We start from the raw sequence: 15,601 nt of genomic DNA, 5'->3' as shown, positions 1-15,601 counted from the left end.
CGAGGCTGTGGGGCGTGCAGGGTACCGCCAGTGCGGTCGCCCGAACCGCCGAAGACCGTCGTCGCAGCCCGACGACGGTCATGCATTAGACTCGCTTCTCTTCGAGCAATGCCATGAACTGCGCCGGCTCGGCAATCTCGAGCAGGCGACCCGGTACATCATTCTCCTTACTGAACTGCGCGATCTTGCCGAGGACCGGGAGGTACTGGTTGGATACCTCGAGCGGCGGAGCAACGATCAGGAAGAAGAAATTGACGGGTTTGTCGTCAATGGCTCTGAAGTCGACGCCCTCTTTCTTGCGACCGAAGGCCACGCGCAGGCGGTTGACGACGAGCGAGCGGCAATGCGGGATCGCGATGCCACGGCCAATCCCGGTCGATCCGAGATTCTCTCGCCGCTTCAGCATCTTGAACAGCATCCCCTCGGACTTTTCGTCGAGCTTGAGCAGCCCGATCAGTTCCTTCAGGATCTCGTCCTTGCTGGTGCCTTGCAGTTCCAGCTGGACGGCGTCTTCAGAAAAAAACTCTCGCAGTTCCATAGCCGTGTATCCTAACCTGCGACGGCCCGGAGTCAAACCGCCGCGTTGCCCGGGATAACTGCCGTGACTACCTTTCCAAGCATGTCCAACTCCTTGCCACGTAAGACGTTTCCGTTTCAGACCCCCAATCCGGTGCCGCTGTATCTGGCGCCGATGGCCGGCGTTTCGGAATCGCCGTTCCGTCGATTGTGCCATGATCATGGGGCCGACGTGGTGGTGACGGAGTTCCTGTCGGCTGAGGGGATCCGGCGGGAGAATGAGGCGACGGTGAGCAAGCTGCGCTTTTCCCCCGGAGAACGCCCCATTGGCGTGCAGATCTTCGGGGCTGAACCGGCGGCCATGGCGGAGGCCGCGGCGATGGTGACGGAGCTGTTCATGCCGGACTTCGTCGACATCAACTTCGGCTGTCCGGTCAAGAAGGTGGTCCGTCGCAACGGTGGCTCCGGATGCCTGCGTGATCTCGATCTGGTGCAGGAGATCATCCGCGCCGTCGTCAAGGCCACCCACGTGCCGGTCACAGTAAAGACACGCAGCGGGTGGAACGAGGAGATGCGTGACCCCGTCGGCATCGCGCTGCGCATGCAGGACGCAGGCGCCAAGGTCTTCACGCTCCATGCGCGCACTCGCACGCAGATGTATACCGGCAAGGCAAACTGGGACGAGATTGCGCGGGTCGTGGAGGCGCTCGACATCCCCGTGCTTGGCAATGGTGATATCAAAACCCCCGAGGACGCCAAGCGGATGCTCGATCACACCAAGGCGGATGGCATCATGATCGGGCGTGGGTCGTACGGGCAGCCATGGATCTTCCGGCAGACGCGGGCCCTGATCAACGGTGAGGAGATGCCCGCCACGCCCGGTGTGCATGAGCGCTTCGCGATCGCCTTGGAGCATGCCGGTCTGGTACAGGCCTATGAAGCCGATCCGATCGGCGCAGCCATCGAGTTCCGCAAGCACCTGGGATGGTACGTGAAGGGGCTTCCCAACTCGGCCGATCTCCGCGCCAAGCTCCATCAGGTGCGCGACTTTGCCGAGGTGCAGACGATCTTCGAGACCTATCTCCGATTCTACGACGACTACGTGGCGCGGGGGCTGAAGGCCGATGATCCGGATGTCTCGGATCTCGGCTGCGAGGCCGCTTGAGGTTGCCGGAACCCCTCCGACGCGTGTAGTGTAGAGGGGTAGGGCAGGACCGTTCGAAACCGGGGGTGACTGGCTTCGACGGGGTTGGTGAAGCTCTGGTAGCGTGCCCAGGTCCTCGAGCACCTGGTAAAACACTCGGGAAAATTCCAATCGCGAACAACAACCTCGCGCTCGCTGCCTAACCTTCGGGTTACGTAGCAGTGCTCACGCGGCAGCCCGCCCGGGGCGGCACGTGAGTATCGAAAATCTGGGCTAGTCCGGCGGTGCGCCTTCCGGCGCCGGGCGAATCTCTAGAGGGCTTGTCCCGCGGTGGGCTTTCCATTGGCCAGCCAAGGGAGACCTCAATCAATGGAATACGCACGTAGAAGCTGGGGTCGATCTAGTCTCGGACAGGGGTTCGATTCCCCTCACCTCCACTGATCAGACACAAAACGCCGGACCACGTTGCTCGTGGTCCGGCGTTTTGTATCTCCTGTGCGCAAGCCGCGGCGGTGACGAGCGCGCACACGGGTCGCTCGCCGGCGGCTTACCTGTCGCCCGCCGACTCTGCGAGCGCCGCATGGGCAGCCGCCAAGCGCGCGACGGGCACTCGGAAGGGAGAGCACGACACATAGTCGAGGCCCGCCTCGTGACAGAAGGCCACGCTTCGTGGCTCGCCGCCATGCTCCCCGCAGATTCCTACCTTGAGCCCGGGCTTCACGTCGCGTCCGTCACGCACCGCCCACTTCACCAGCTTCCCCACGCCCTTTCGGTCGAGTACCTGAAAGGGGTCGTCCTCGTAGATGCCGCCGTCTACGTATTGTGGCAGGAACCGCCCAGCGTCGTCTCGGCTCAACCCGAACGTGGTCTGCGTGAGGTCATTGGTGCCGAATGAAAAGAAATCGGCTTCCGTGGCCAGTTCGTCGGCTGTCAGGGCCGCGCGGGGCAGCTCGATCATGGTGCCGATCAGGTAGGGGATCGTGTCGCCCATGACGCCCATAACCTGATCGGCCGCACGTTCGATGATCGCGCGCTGATGCCGGAGTTCAGTCACGTCGGACACGAGCGGGACCATGATCTCGGGTCTCACCTCAATGCCGCGCCGTTGTGCACGCACCGCAGCCTCGAAGATCGCCCGGGCCTGCATCTCCGTGATCTCCGGATAGACGATACCCAATCGGCAACCGCGATGGCCCAACATGGGATTCGTTTCGCGCAGCGCACTCACCACGCGCGCGAGCTCCTGTCGAGAGAGGTTGAGGGAGGCGGCGAGCAGCGACGACTCCTCGCCCCCATGCGGGAGAAACTCATGGAGTGGAGGATCAAGGAGCCGGATGGTAACCGGGCACCCGTCCATCGCCTGAAAGATCCCCTCAAAATCCGCCCGCTGCATCGGTAGCAATTTCTCGAGGGCGCGGCGCCGGCCCCCTTCGTCGCGCGCCACGATCATCTCGCGCATGGCGGTGATCCGGTCGCCCTCGAAGAACATGTGCTCGGTTCGACAGAGACCAATGCCCTCGGCGCCAAAGTTTCGCGCCACGCGGGCATCGCGTGGCGTATCAGCATTGGCGCGAACCTTGAGGCGACGGTACCCGTCGGACCATCCCATCAGGGTCGCAAATCCCTGATAAATGGGGGCCTCGCTGGCTGGCTGCTGTCCGCTGATCACCCGCATGACTTCTGACGGTTGCGTGGGTAGATCTCCAGCGAACACGCGACCGGTCCCACCGTCCAGCGTGAGCCAGTCGCCCTCAGCAATCATGACCTCGCCGATACGCATTTGACGCTGCTCATGCGAGATCTCGAGTGCCGTGCACCCCACAATTGCACATTTCCCCATGCCGCGGGCCACGACGGCGGCGTGGCTGGTCATGCCGCCCCGCGCCGTCAACACCGCACGTGCGGCCACGATCCCGTGAAAGTCCTCCGGGGTCGTCTCTTCACGCACGAGAATGACCTGCTCGCCCTGCTGGTTTCGACGTTCCGCGACATCGGGATCGAAGACGACGACGCCACTCGCCGCCCCCGGGCTCGCTGGAAGACCCACAGCGAGGGGAGTGGAGTGGGAGCTCGTCGCGATGACGCGATGAAGCAGTTGGTCGAGCTGGCCCGGCTGCAGCCGCTGCACGGCATCACGTTGGGTGATCAAGCCCTCATCCACCATGTCCAGCGCGATTTGCAGGGCGGCTGCCGTCGTGCGTTTGCCCGTCCGTGTCTGCAGGAGGTAGAGGGTGCCGCGTTCGACGGTGAACTCGATGTCCTGCATATCGCGGAAATGCTGCTCGAGACGGGCCTGGGTAACGAGGAGCTGCTCGTACGCCCCGGGTAGCCGTCGCGCCATTTCGTCGATGTGCAACGGCGTCCGGATACCGGCAACGACGTCTTCGCCCTGCGCATTCACGAGAAACTCGCCGTAGAACCGGCGGTCCCCGGTGCTCGGATCGCGCGTAAACGCGACGCCGGTGCCCGAGTCATCCCCCATGTTGCCGAAGACCATCGATACCACGTTCACGCCGGTCCCGAGCGTATGCGCGATCCCGTTCACCTTGCGATAATCCACCGCCTTCTTGAGCGTCCACGACTTCCAGACGGCCTCAATGGCGCCCCAGAGCTGCACGTGGGGATCCATCGGAAAGTCGGCCCCCGTCAGGGCGCGCACGAGCTGCTGATACTCCTGCACCAACGCCTTCAGGGCGTCGGTCGAGAGATCGCTGTCATTCGCAGCACCCGTGGTCAGTCGCTTGGCGGCAAGCAGCTGTTCGAAGCGGTGGATCGACACCCCAAGCACCACATCCGCGTACATCTGGAGGAAGCGGCGATACGAGTCGTAGGCAAAGCGCGGATTCCCGCTGGCCCCCGCCAAGCCCTCCACTGTCGAATCATTCAACCCGAGGTTGAGGATGGTCTCCATCATCCCCGGCATGCTCACGGCGGCGCCCGACCGCACGGACACCAGAAGCGGATTGGCCGGATCACCAAAGCGCTTGCCGCTCACCAGCTCTAAACGCGACAGCGCGTCCCGGATCTCCCCGCGCAGCGCATCGGTGATGCCGCCGTGCTCGAGATACGAGACGCACTGGTCTGCCGCGATGGTGAAGCCGGGAGGCACCGGGACGCCGAGATTGGTCATCTCCGCGAGGTTGGCCCCTTTGCCTCCCAAGACCGATTTCATGTCTCGTGTGCCGTCAGCCTTGCCGTTCCCGAAGAAATAGACCGACTGCGTCACGAGGGCTCCCCCTGCGGTGGAATAAAGCGAACGGGTACCGGGTCAGGCCGCTCCGGCCGGGACGCCGGCCAGGCTGCCGGCCCGAAGCAATTCCGGCTCTGCGGGCGTAGCTGTGGGGTACCGACCCGAGAAGCAGGCGTGGCAATACCCGCCTGGCCCTTCGGGCATGGCTGAGAGCATCCCGTCGATCGACAAATACCCCAGCGAGTCAACGCCGAGATGGCGTACGAGTTCCTCATGCGTCATCTGGGCGGCGATGAGCTCCTCGCGACGGGGGGTGTCGATGCCGTAGTAGCACGGGCTGATGATCGGCGCACTGGATACCCGCATGTGCACTTCTCGCGCCCCAGCGGCGCGCACAAGCGAAACGAGGCCGCGGGTGGTCGTGCCACGGACAATGGAGTCGTCGACCATGACCACCTTCTTGCCGTCGATGATCTCACGCACCGGGTTGTACTTCACCTTCACCTTGGCGTCCCGGCCCGACTGGGTGGGCTGGATGAAGGTGCGCCCCACGTAGTGGTTGCGGATGAGCGCCAGTTCGTACGGGATACCCGATGCCTCTGCGAACCCGAGTGCCGCCGAGTTCGAGGAGTCGGGCACGGCGAAGACGACATCGGCACCGGGGGTAGGGCATTCGCGGGCCAATTGTCGACCGAGGGCCCGGCGGGAACGGTCGACTGACCCGCCGAACACCTTGCTGTCCGGGCGGGCAAAGTACACGTGCTCGAACACGCACCGGTTGAGTGGGGCGGAGGGCAGCGCCGCCATCGACCGCAGTCCGTGACGGTCGACCGCTACGATCTCACCCGGTTGGATCTCCCGCTCGACGACCGCCCCGACGATATCGAGTGCGCAGGTCTCCGACGCGAACACGTATCCGTCGGCCAGGCGCCCCAGCACGAGCGGCCGCCAGCCGTGCGGATCGCGCGCCGCGATGACCGTGTCATCGAGCACCACCAGCAGGCAATACGCCCCCTCGACGCCCTGCAACGCCGCCGCCACCCGTGCTTCCGGCGTCGCTCCCGTCGCGCGCGCGATGCGGTGCACAATGACTTCGGAGTCCATCGTGCTGGAGAAGATCGCCCCCTCGTCCTCGAGCGCACGCCGCAGTTCAACGGCGTTGGTGAGGTTGCCGTTGTGCGCCAGTGCAATGTGCCCCCGGCGCACCCGGGCCAGCACCGGTTGCGCATTCTCGATCGCCGACGATCCGGCCGTACTGTAACGGGTATGGCCAATCGCGATCGGACCGGTGAGGACGGACATCTCCTCGTCGGCGAATCCTTCGGATACGAGGCCCATGGCGCGACTCACCCGCGCCATCCCGGTTTCATCAACCGCCACGATCCCCGCCGACTCCTGCCCGCGATGCTGGAGCGAGTAGAGGCCGAGCTGGGTAAGTGCGGCCGCATCCCTGTGACCGTACACGCCGAAAATGCCACACATGGGAGAACTCCCCGTCAGTCGTTGGTAGGAGCGTGCAACGCGGTGACCGCATGCTCAGCCGGCGTTTCGCCGTCCATGGCCTGCTGGATCGCCTCGTGGAACGCCTTCGCCAGCCACGTCACGGGTGCCGTGAACGTGTCATCAGAAATGGTGAAGCTGGCGCCAGCGTCGGCACCCACAACCTTGCCAATCACGCGCGCCGGCACCCCACGACGCTCGGCGATCGCCAACACGGCGGCGCTGTCCGGCGTGGAGACCACCACACGGCCGTGCGCCTCTCCGAAAAGCAGCGCGCGATGCGGCAGCGCAGCCCACGGAGACAGATCAACGGCGAAGCCGAACTGCTGCTCGCGCTCCATCATCGCACACTCCGCGAGCGCCACCGCAAGCCCACCATCGCTGCAGTCGTGCGCCGACCGCACCACGCCGCTCGTGATGGCGTCGAGCAGAGCGTCGATCAACGCACGTTCCCGCGTGGGATCGCACTCGGGTGGTGCGCCGATGGTGAGACCGTGGATAGCGAGCAGATATTCGCTCGCCCCGAGTTCATCGGTGCACTCGCCGAACAGGACGATCTCATCGCCCACCTGCTGAAAAGCCGACGGCGTCACATGCGCCATGGATTCGATGAGGCCGACCATCCCGATCGTGGGGGTCGGGTGAATCGCGCCCTGCGGGTTCTCGTTGTACAGCGAAACATTGCCCCCCGTCACGGGCGTCTCGAGGATGGTGCATGCCTCGCCCATGCCGGCAATCGCCTCGCTCAGCTGGAAGTACACTTCCGGCTTCTTCGGATTGCCGAAGTTGAGGTTGTTGGTAATGGCTTTCGGGCGCGCGCCACTGCACGCCACATTCCGCGCGGCCTCGCAGACGGCAGCACGACCTCCGTTGCGCGGCGAGAGGGCGACATGGCGGCCGTTCCCGTCAATGCACAGCGCGATGGCCTTATCGGTACCGCGCAAGCGCACGACCGCTGCATCGCTGCCGGGACCACGCACCGTACTGGTGCGGACCGTCGAATCATATTGCTGCCACACCCATCGCTTGCTGGCGATCGTTGGGGACGCGAGCAGTCGCTCCAGCGTCCACGCGGGGTCGCGCTCCTCCTCACGCGGCGCGACGGCATGTGGATCCAGTGCGCGTGCTGCCTTGAGTGTCTCGCTCTCCTTCGGCTCTAGTACGTACTGCGGGCACTCCGTGACCAGGCGTGAGCCCGGGAACTCGGCGACGATGCGCTCCCCCTCGGTCACTCGGTACACCGGTTCGGCGATCACTTCGCCGATCACGGCCGCCTCCAGATCCCACTTGGCGAGGATGGCGCGCACGTGGTCCTCGTGCCCCTGCTTCGCCACCACGAGCATGCGCTCCTGCGACTCAGAGAGGAGAATCTCGTACGGCGTCATTCCCTGCTCGCGTACCGGTACCTTGGTGACGTCGATCGTCACGCCCACGTCGCCGCGCTCGGCCATCTCCGCTGAGGATGACGTGAGCCCGGCGGCCCCCATGTCCTGAATGGCCACGATGTGACCACTGCGGATGAGTTCCAGTGAGGCCTCGAGCAGCAGCTTTTCGGTGAACGGATCTCCGACCTGCACCATGGGACGCTTCGCGTCGCTGGCCTCCGAGAGGTCCTCGGACGCGAAGGACGCGCCATGAATACCGTCGCGACCCGTGCGTGCTCCAACGGCCATGATCGGGTTGCCCACCCCCGACGCCACGGCCCGCATGAGTTCATCCTCGCGCATGAGCCCCACGCACATCGCGTTGACGAGCGGGTTGCCCTCATACGAGGGATCGAAGACCACTTCGCCGCCTACGGTCGGGACGCCCACACAGTTGCCGTAGTCGCCGATCCCCTTCACGCAGCCGGCAAACAGCCAGCGCACTCGCGGTGAGGAGAGCGGGCCGAAACGCAGCGAGTTCAGCAGCGCGATCGGCCGAGCGCCCATGGTAAACACGTCACGCAGAATGCCACCCACACCCGTCGCCGCACCCTGGTACGGTTCCACGGCAGACGGATGGTTGTGCGATTCGATCTTAAAGGCGACCGCCCAGCCATCGCCGACGGAAATCACCCCGGCGTTCTCTCCGGGGCCCTGCAGCACCCAGGGCGCCTTCGTGGGCAGCGTCTTCAGCATCGGGCGCGAATGCTTGTACGAGCAGTGTTCGCTCCACAGCGCGCTCACGACGCCGATCTCGGTGAAGGTGGGCGTGCGGCCCAGCATATTCACCAGTCGCTCGTATTCGAACTCCGTGATGCCATGCTCGGCCACAAGTGCGGGCGTGATCGCCGGATCGCCTGGACGGGACTCCACGCGTGACGGACCGGTCGAAGCGGTCGTGCTCATGCCTGAATACCTCCGAGCATGTTTTCGAGAATGGACTGAAAAAGTGGCAACCCGTCGGTCGACCCGAGCGCCGTCTCCATGGCGCGCTCCGGGTGCGGCATCATGCCGAGTACGTTACCGCCGGCGCTGATGATGCCGGCGATATTGCGCAGCGAGCCATTGGGGTTGGCGGAGTCACTGACCTCACCTTCCGGCGTCACATAGCGGAACACCACGTGGCCCTCGCCTTCGAGGCGGGCGAGTGTGTCCCCATCGGCAGTGTAGCGGCCATCGCCATGGGCCACCGGCACCGAGATGACCTGGCCCAGGTGATACTGCGAGGTGAAGCGCGTGGCGATGCTTTCCACGCGCAGCGACACCGGCGCGCTCACGAAACGGAGCGAATTGTTGCGCAGGAGGGCGCCCGGGAGCAGACCGGCTTCGCAGGCGATCTGGAAGCCGTTGCAAATCCCCAGCACGAGTCCACCGCGCTTGGCATGCTGCACGACTTCTTGCATGATCGGGCTGAATCGGGCGATCGCACCGGCCCGCAAGTAATCACCGTAGCTGAAGCCCCCGGGGAGAATCACAAGATCCACGCCCTGGAGGTCGCGGTCCTTGTGCCAGAGGTAGACCGCCTCCTGACCGAGAAGGTCTGCCACCGCGTGGAAGGCGTCTTCGTCGCAGTTCGACCCGGGGAAGCGAACGATACCGGCCTTCACGCGGGCTCCACGCTGGCGATCTCGAAGTCCTCGGTGACCGGATTGGCTAGCAACTTTTCGCACATCGCCTTCACCGCCGCGCGGGCGGCGTCGGCCGATGCGGCGTCGCTATCGACGACCACGTAGCGACCCACCCGCACCTCACCGACCGCGGGGAAGCCCAGCGAGTGCAGTGCGTCGGCCACGGCCTTGCCCTGAGGATCGAGGATCCCGCGCCGGGGGACGATGTGAATGGCGCAACGGAAACGGGTCATGCGGAAGACTCCTCGCGACCGGCCTCAGGACCGGATGGGGTTCGATTGGAACGGCGGCGCCGGCGACGGCGACGGGGAGGGGCGTTCTCCGATTCCTCGTCCTCGTCATCACCGGACGGGTCACGCCCCGGGAGACGGTCGAGAAGACCAAGGAACACCGTGCGGCCGATACCGTACAGGACGTACGCCATGCCGGCCGGGAAGAAGAACTGTTTCGGCAGGAAGATCACGCCGATGAGCGTGCCGATGACGAGCAGGAAGCCGATGATCCCCTGAACCGAGCGGAAGTTCACGACAGGGACCTTGGCGTACTGCACGTTACTGATCATGAGCATGCCGAGGCCCAGAATCAGGAAGCGGAGCATCTGATGCCAGGGGAGGTCGGCGACGATCGTTTCGGTGTACAGCGAGGTCTGGCTGAACCAATAGTAGGTCGCCAGAATGCCGCCGGCTGCCGGGCTGGGCAACCCCGTGAAATGCGTGGTCTTGCGCCCCGCCTGTTCCACGTTGAAGCGGGCCAGCCGCATTACGGCGCAGGCAGTGAAGAAGAAGCAGAAGATCCACTCCCACCGACTGCTTTGGAACACCGCGAAGTACATGATGAGCGCCGGCGCCGTCCCGAAGGAGATTGCGTCGACGAGGGAGTCGAGTTCTTCGCCAAAACGCGAGCCGGACTTGGTCGCGCGTGCGATTCGTCCGTCTAGGGTGTCCGCCACTCCGCCGAAAACAATGAAACGGGCGGCGGCATCGAAGTCGCCACGGGAGGCGGCCACGATGCCGAAGATGCCGAAAAACAGGTTGGCGAGCGTAAACCCATTGGGGAGTGCGATCGCCGCGGCCTGACGGGGCCGCATGCGACGACGCTCTCCCTCTTCCGGTTGACTCATCGAAGCCTCCACGCCACGATCAGCGCCGCAATCGACGCCAGATAACCGGCGAGCCATAGGGTCCATGAGCGTCGACGGAGCGCCAGCAGAAACAGCACGACCGCGGTCAACGTGGTCCCCACCATGATTGGCGCGTCGCTGGTGTCCATTGCCGTGAGGGTCACGAATCGGCGGCCAGGCCGAGCGCGACGAGGTCGAGGGGCGCACCCGTGAGCCGGGCAAACGCATCGCGATAGCGCAGGCTCGTGGCACGGATCACCTCCGGCGGCAACGTGGGCGCCGGTGCGTCACCGTTCCAGCGGCCGGCCCGGCGCTCCGCATCGAGCCAATCGCGCAAGGGCTGCTTGTCGAAGCTGGGTTGCCCGCGGCCGGGCGCGTACCCGTCGGCCGGCCAGAAGCGCGAGCTGTCGGGGGTAAGCACCTCGTCGATCAGCAATAACGATCCATCCCGCCAGCCAAACTCGAACTTGGTATCGGCGACGATGATCCCGCGCGGCGCGGCCACGTCACGACCGAACTCGTAGATGGTGCGCGCCAGTCGCTCGAGCGTGGCCGCTGTCTCCGCGCCCACGCGTTCGATCACCGTGGCAATGGTAATGTTCTCGTCGTGTCCCGTTTCGGCCTTGGTGGCGGGGCTGAAGATTGGCGGCAGCAGGCGGTCGCTCTCGCGCAGGCCAGGCGCCAGCGCCTCACCGGCGAGGGTGCCGCTCGTCTGGTACTCCTTCCACGCCGACCCAGTGATGTACCCGCGAATCACGCACTCAATGGGTACCACGTCGGCGCGAAGCGTCAGCATCGAACGTCCCGCAAGCGCCTCACGGTAAGGGGCCAGTTCCGGCACCTCCCGGATGATCGCGTCGGTGTCTGCGGTGATGAGGTGATGCGCGATCGTTTCCGTCAGTTGCGCCAACCACCACGCGGTCAGCTGCGTGAGGACGGCCCCCTTGTAGGGAATCGCCTCGTTCATCACCACGTCGAAGGCGCTGATGCGATCGGTCGTGACGAGCAGGAGACGCTCCGCATCGACCTCATAGACATCGCGCACCTTGCCACGGCGAAGCAGCGGCAACGGCAGATGAGTTTCCACCAGCGCCGTCGCCGTCATACGCGGACCTCCTCGACTTCCGCACCGGCGCGCTCACGCGAAATCCACGGCGCGACGTGTTCCGCGAGGAATTCGACCACCTGCTGCGGCGAGCGCCCCACGAAGCGGGACGGATCGGCGATGGCCCGCAAATCCTCGAGCGGAAGACCGAAGGCCGGGTCCGCGGCGAGACGTTCCAGCATGTCGTTGCTGGGCGCGCCATCCTTCACCGCGCGGGCGGCCGCAATGCTGTGACCACGAATGATCTCGTGCGCTTCCTGACGATCGCCACCCGCGCGCACGAACCGCACGATCAACTCTTCGGTGGCCATGAACGGCAATTCGTCTTCCACGCGACGGCGGATGCGCGCCGGATGTACCTCGAGGCCTCGGACGACGTTTTGCATGAGCACGAGGATCGCGTCGGTCGCGAGAAAGGACTCGGGGATCGCCAAACGGCGATTGGCCGAGTCGTCAAGCGTGCGCTCGAAGTACTGCACGGCGTGCGTCTGGTTCGCATTCGGTTCGAGCGAGAGCACGAAGCGCGCCAACGCAGCGATGCGCTCCGAACGCATGGGATTGCGCTTGTACGCCATGGCCGACGAGCCGATTTGGTTCTTCTCGAACGGTTCCTCGATCTCACCGAAGGCCTGCAGCATGCGGATGTCGCCGGAGAACTTCGAGGCTGTCGCGGCGATGCCTGCCACCAGACCAAGCACCTGGGCATCGACCTTGCGCGAGTACGTCTGCCCGCTCACCGGGATGCTGGCCGCGAACTCCATCTTGGCGCACACCATGCGATCGAGTGCCCGGACCTTCTCGTGATCGCCGTCGAACAGGGTCAGGAAGCTGGCCTGCGTGCCCGTGGTTCCCTTGACCCCGCGGAAGGGCAGGGTGCGGATGCGATACTCGAGATCCTCGAGATCGAGGAGGATGTCCTGCATCCAGAGCGTGGCACGCTTACCGACCGTCGTAAGTTGCGCCGGTTGCAAATGGGTGTACCCGAGCGCCGGCACGTCCTTCCACTCGCGGGCGAAACCGCCGAGGGCATCCAGCGTATCGAGCAGCTTCTCCCGCAGCAGCTCCAGCCCGCGCCGCATCAGAATCAGCTCGGCGTTGTCGGTCACGTAGCAGCTGGTGGCGCCGAGATGAATGTACTTGCGCGCCGCTGGAGCCACGTCACCGAACGCATGCACGTGGGCCATCACATCGTGGCGAAACTTCTTTTCGTACGTCGCCACGGCGTCGAAGTCGATGTCATCGAGATGCGCCCGCATGGCGGCGAGCGCCTCGTCGGGAATCTCGATCCCGAGCGCCTGCTGCGATTCGGCAAGGGCAAGCCACAGCTGGCGCCAGAGCCCGTAGCGCATCTGCGGGCCCCACAGGGTGAGCATGGCACGCGACGCGTAACGGTCGGCGAGCGGAGACTGGTACGACGATCTATCAGGAGCAGTCACGGCACGAAGCAGAAGGGATCAGCGAAGGTAGAACGACGTCTGGTAGTACTGGCGATTGCGCTCGAACACGAGGAAGACGGGCCCGCGCGCGCCGTACCGATCGATCGCGCTGGAGGCCGCTTCGGCCGAGGTAATGCGGGACTGCCCGATCTGTGCGATCACGTCGCCCTCCTGAAGGCCGATCTCGTCGCGGATGCGATCGGAACTGCGATACACCAGGGCGCCAGCGCTGGAGGCGACCCCCCGTTCCTGCCGAATGGCGTCCGTGAGCGTCACCAGCTGGAGTTCCCGGAGCACCGTGACCTTCTGCGCCGAGGCCTCCGGCGCATCCGCCACCTGCAGCGAGAGGACGACCTCCCGACCGCCACGCCGCACCGCGATGGGCCACGTTTCCCCAACGCGGAGGTCGAGTAACCGCGCTTCCCAGTCAAACGGGTTGCGCACAGGGCGTGTTCCGGCCCGTACGACCTGATCACCGACGCGCACGCCTGCCCAGTCGGCCGGTGAGCCCGGGACGACGCGTGCGACGATCGCACCGGCCTTGGCTACGTCGCGGGCGCTCTGGGCCTGTGGCTGTTCGAGGCGGATGCCCACCCATGGCTGGCGCACGGCCCCGTGCTCGAGGAGGTCCTCCACGATGCGCTTGGTGCGATCGATGGGAATGGCGAAACCGAGGCCAACTGATCCGCCGCTGGGGCTGTAAATCGAGCTGTTCACGCCGATCACTTCGCCGCTGGCATTGACGAGGGGCCCACCGGAGTTGCCGGGATTGATCGCGGCATCCGTTTGAATCATGTCGATGGAGGCACCGCCTCCCTCGCCACGACCGGCCAAGTTACGGCCGACCGCGCTCACCACCCCGACGGAAACACTCGGCTCGTTGTTGCCGAGCACAAAACCGAACGGATTCCCGATGGCGATGGACCACTCACCGACCAGGAGATCGGCTGATCGGCCGAGCGGCGCGACGGGGAGGTCCTTGGCCTTGATGCGTACCACCGCAAGGTCATTGGCCTCGTCTGCTCCAACAACTGTGGCATCGTAGGTGGTCCCGTCACGCATGGCGACCGACACCTTCGCCGCACCGGCAATGACGTGGGCGTTCGTCACGATGATCCCGTCAGCGCGGACCACGAACCCCGAACCGATGCCGGCATTGCGGCGCTCACCGGAGCGGCCGCCCATGAACGATTCGAAGAAATCGACGGGGACCCGTTCAACGGTCTCGGTTTGCACGGTGACCACCGAGGGTGCTACGCGCTCTACGGCAATGGTCAGCGCGGTGCGGCGGGAGGCCGACACGCTCTGCGCCGGAACGGTCCCGCCCGACGGCGTGGGCGCCGGTGGCAGCGTCCGCGACTGGGCATCGGAACGGGAGGGGTTTACCCCCTCGCAACCGGCAAGGACAATCGCAAGACAACACACGAGGGATGAACGGCGCGACATCACGGCCACAAGTGAAATGCGGCCGGCGTCATGGTTCCGCCTCCACCGAGTAACTGGCCCCGGGATAGACGACCTGTCGCAGCGACAGTCCGTGCGGCGGAGCGGGCGGCGACGTCTCGGCGTTGTCGGGTGCGACGAGCAACCGCGCAATCGTGCCACGCGGTCGGCGCCCCAGCGCCACGTCGATCATCGTCCCGACCAAGAAACGCACCATGTGATGGAGAAAGCGATTTGCCGCGACCTCGAACACCCAGCCGCCATCGCGAGGCACCCACGCTGCGCGAGAAATGATGCAGCGGTGGTGATCGTCGACCGGCGCCGTGTGGGCAATGGCAAACGCCCGGAACGTGTGTTCTCCGACCAGACATTCGGCCTCGGCGTGGAGCGCCGCCGCATCGAGGGGGCGGGGGACCGCCCACTCATAGCGCCGGCGGAATGGCGACCGGGCCGAATCATCGGTCCCGACAAGATAACCGTATCGGCGCTCGATTGCGCTGCGCCGAGGATGGAAATCCGGGGTCATCCGGTGGGCAGACGATACCCAGATATCATCAGGCAGGAGGGCGTTCATCGAACGTTGGAGCCGCTCGGGCGTCCATCGCTCTGGCACACGCACACCCACCCCTTGGCCATGGGCGTGAACACCTGCATCCGTCCGTCCCGCACCGACGGCGGGGACGGGGGCGGCACAGAGTCGGGCCAGGACGGCCTCCATCTCGCCCTGCACGGTGCGGGCGTCGGGTTGGCGCTGCCAGCCGGCAAAGCGCCCCCCATCGTACTGGGTTACCAGGAGGATCGGTCGCGGGTCCATCGCGCTGGGAAGCTAGGGCCCCAGAGGGTCGGCTTCAACTCGCTTCCCCGTTTCTCCGGCGATTCCGCCATTGCCGACGGCCCTGTGTTGAGATTCTCTCCCTGTCCCCCGGGCCAGCCGGCCGCCACACTCTCTCGCTTCGCTGGCCCACGCACTCGCTGCAGCCCCCGCTCTCGATATGGCCCTGATCTCCTATGGCGAGACCATGGCGGAACTCGACCGGGGGCGTCGATCGTGCTGACCCGTTACCATGCGCGCCTGGAGATGTGTCGCGACCAGTG

The 15,601-nt window shown here is 65.3% G+C and carries 13 protein-coding genes and 1 other RNA gene; 2 read left to right on the top strand and 12 right to left on the bottom strand.

Features of this window, described 5'->3' with window-relative positions; all coding sequences use genetic code 11:
- Positions 1-85: 85 nt before the first annotated feature.
- A complete protein-coding gene (locus ACIQ51_RS05190; protein WP_396203949.1) occupies positions 86-538 on the bottom strand; it encodes a PTS sugar transporter subunit IIA in 453 nt (150 codons plus the stop codon).
- A gap of 81 nt (positions 539-619) precedes the next feature.
- Between ACIQ51_RS05190 and dusB the strand changes: the two genes are divergently transcribed.
- Together dusB and ssrA are read left to right on the top strand one after the other, a co-directional pair.
- Entirely contained in the window at positions 620-1,681 is a 1,062-nt protein-coding gene (dusB, locus tag ACIQ51_RS05185; RefSeq protein ID WP_396203948.1) for a tRNA dihydrouridine synthase DusB, read from the top strand.
- A gap of 61 nt (positions 1,682-1,742) precedes the next feature.
- Positions 1,743-2,100: a transfer-messenger RNA gene (ssrA, locus tag ACIQ51_RS05180) on the top strand.
- Positions 2,101-2,207: 107 nt separating this feature from the next.
- Here the strand turns inward: ssrA and ppdK are convergent.
- The 11 genes from ppdK to truA form a co-directional block, all read right to left on the bottom strand.
- Positions 2,208-4,886: a pyruvate, phosphate dikinase gene (gene ppdK / locus ACIQ51_RS05175; protein ID WP_396203947.1), complete on the bottom strand. Its 2,679-nt coding sequence runs from the start codon at positions 4,884-4,886 to the stop codon at positions 2,208-2,210.
- A 42-nt stretch (positions 4,887-4,928) separates the two neighbouring features.
- On the bottom strand, positions 4,929-6,332 hold the full coding sequence (gene purF / locus ACIQ51_RS05170) for an amidophosphoribosyltransferase (protein ID WP_396203946.1): 1,404 nt from the start codon (positions 6,330-6,332) through the stop codon (positions 4,929-4,931).
- Between the two features lie 14 nt (positions 6,333-6,346).
- Positions 6,347-8,680: a phosphoribosylformylglycinamidine synthase subunit PurL gene (gene purL, locus ACIQ51_RS05165; protein WP_396203945.1), complete on the bottom strand. Its 2,334-nt coding sequence runs from the start codon at positions 8,678-8,680 to the stop codon at positions 6,347-6,349.
- Positions 8,677-9,381: a phosphoribosylformylglycinamidine synthase subunit PurQ gene (gene purQ / locus ACIQ51_RS05160; RefSeq protein ID WP_396203944.1), complete on the bottom strand. Its 705-nt coding sequence runs from the start codon at positions 9,379-9,381 to the stop codon at positions 8,677-8,679. The genes purL and purQ overlap by 4 nt, the downstream gene beginning before the upstream one ends.
- Complete coding sequence (gene purS / locus ACIQ51_RS05155) at positions 9,378-9,635, bottom strand: phosphoribosylformylglycinamidine synthase subunit PurS (RefSeq protein WP_396203943.1); 258 nt, start codon at positions 9,633-9,635, stop codon at positions 9,378-9,380. The genes purQ and purS overlap by 4 nt, the downstream gene beginning before the upstream one ends.
- Entirely contained in the window at positions 9,632-10,489 is an 858-nt protein-coding gene (gene pssA / locus ACIQ51_RS05150; RefSeq protein ID WP_396203942.1) for a CDP-diacylglycerol--serine O-phosphatidyltransferase, read from the bottom strand. Before pssA ends, purS begins: the two co-directional genes overlap by 4 nt.
- A gap of 29 nt (positions 10,490-10,518) precedes the next feature.
- The gene (locus ACIQ51_RS05145; RefSeq protein WP_396203941.1) at positions 10,519-10,686 is read right to left on the bottom strand and encodes a hypothetical protein; all 168 of its coding nucleotides are present in this window, start codon (positions 10,684-10,686) and stop codon (positions 10,519-10,521) included.
- Positions 10,683-11,627 (bottom strand): phosphoribosylaminoimidazolesuccinocarboxamide synthase, encoded by a 945-nt coding sequence (locus ACIQ51_RS05140; protein ID WP_396203940.1) that lies wholly within the window; start codon positions 11,625-11,627, stop codon positions 10,683-10,685. Before ACIQ51_RS05140 ends, ACIQ51_RS05145 begins: the two co-directional genes overlap by 4 nt.
- Complete coding sequence (gene purB, locus ACIQ51_RS05135; protein ID WP_396203939.1) at positions 11,624-13,063, bottom strand: adenylosuccinate lyase; 1,440 nt, start codon at positions 13,061-13,063, stop codon at positions 11,624-11,626. Before purB ends, ACIQ51_RS05140 begins: the two co-directional genes overlap by 4 nt.
- A gap of 18 nt (positions 13,064-13,081) precedes the next feature.
- Positions 13,082-14,365, bottom strand: coding sequence for a trypsin-like peptidase domain-containing protein (locus tag ACIQ51_RS05130; protein WP_396203938.1), 1,284 nt, complete (start codon positions 14,363-14,365; stop codon positions 13,082-13,084).
- A 172-nt stretch (positions 14,366-14,537) separates the two neighbouring features.
- A complete protein-coding gene (gene truA, locus ACIQ51_RS05125; RefSeq protein WP_396203937.1) occupies positions 14,538-15,320 on the bottom strand; it encodes a tRNA pseudouridine(38-40) synthase TruA in 783 nt (260 codons plus the stop codon).
- Positions 15,321-15,601: the final 281 nt, after the last annotated feature.

Source organism: Gemmatimonas sp., assembly GCF_044344655.1.
Taxonomy (GTDB): Bacteria; Gemmatimonadota; Gemmatimonadetes; order Gemmatimonadales; family Gemmatimonadaceae; genus Gemmatimonas.
This window is presented reverse-complemented; position numbering and strand designations above follow the sequence as displayed.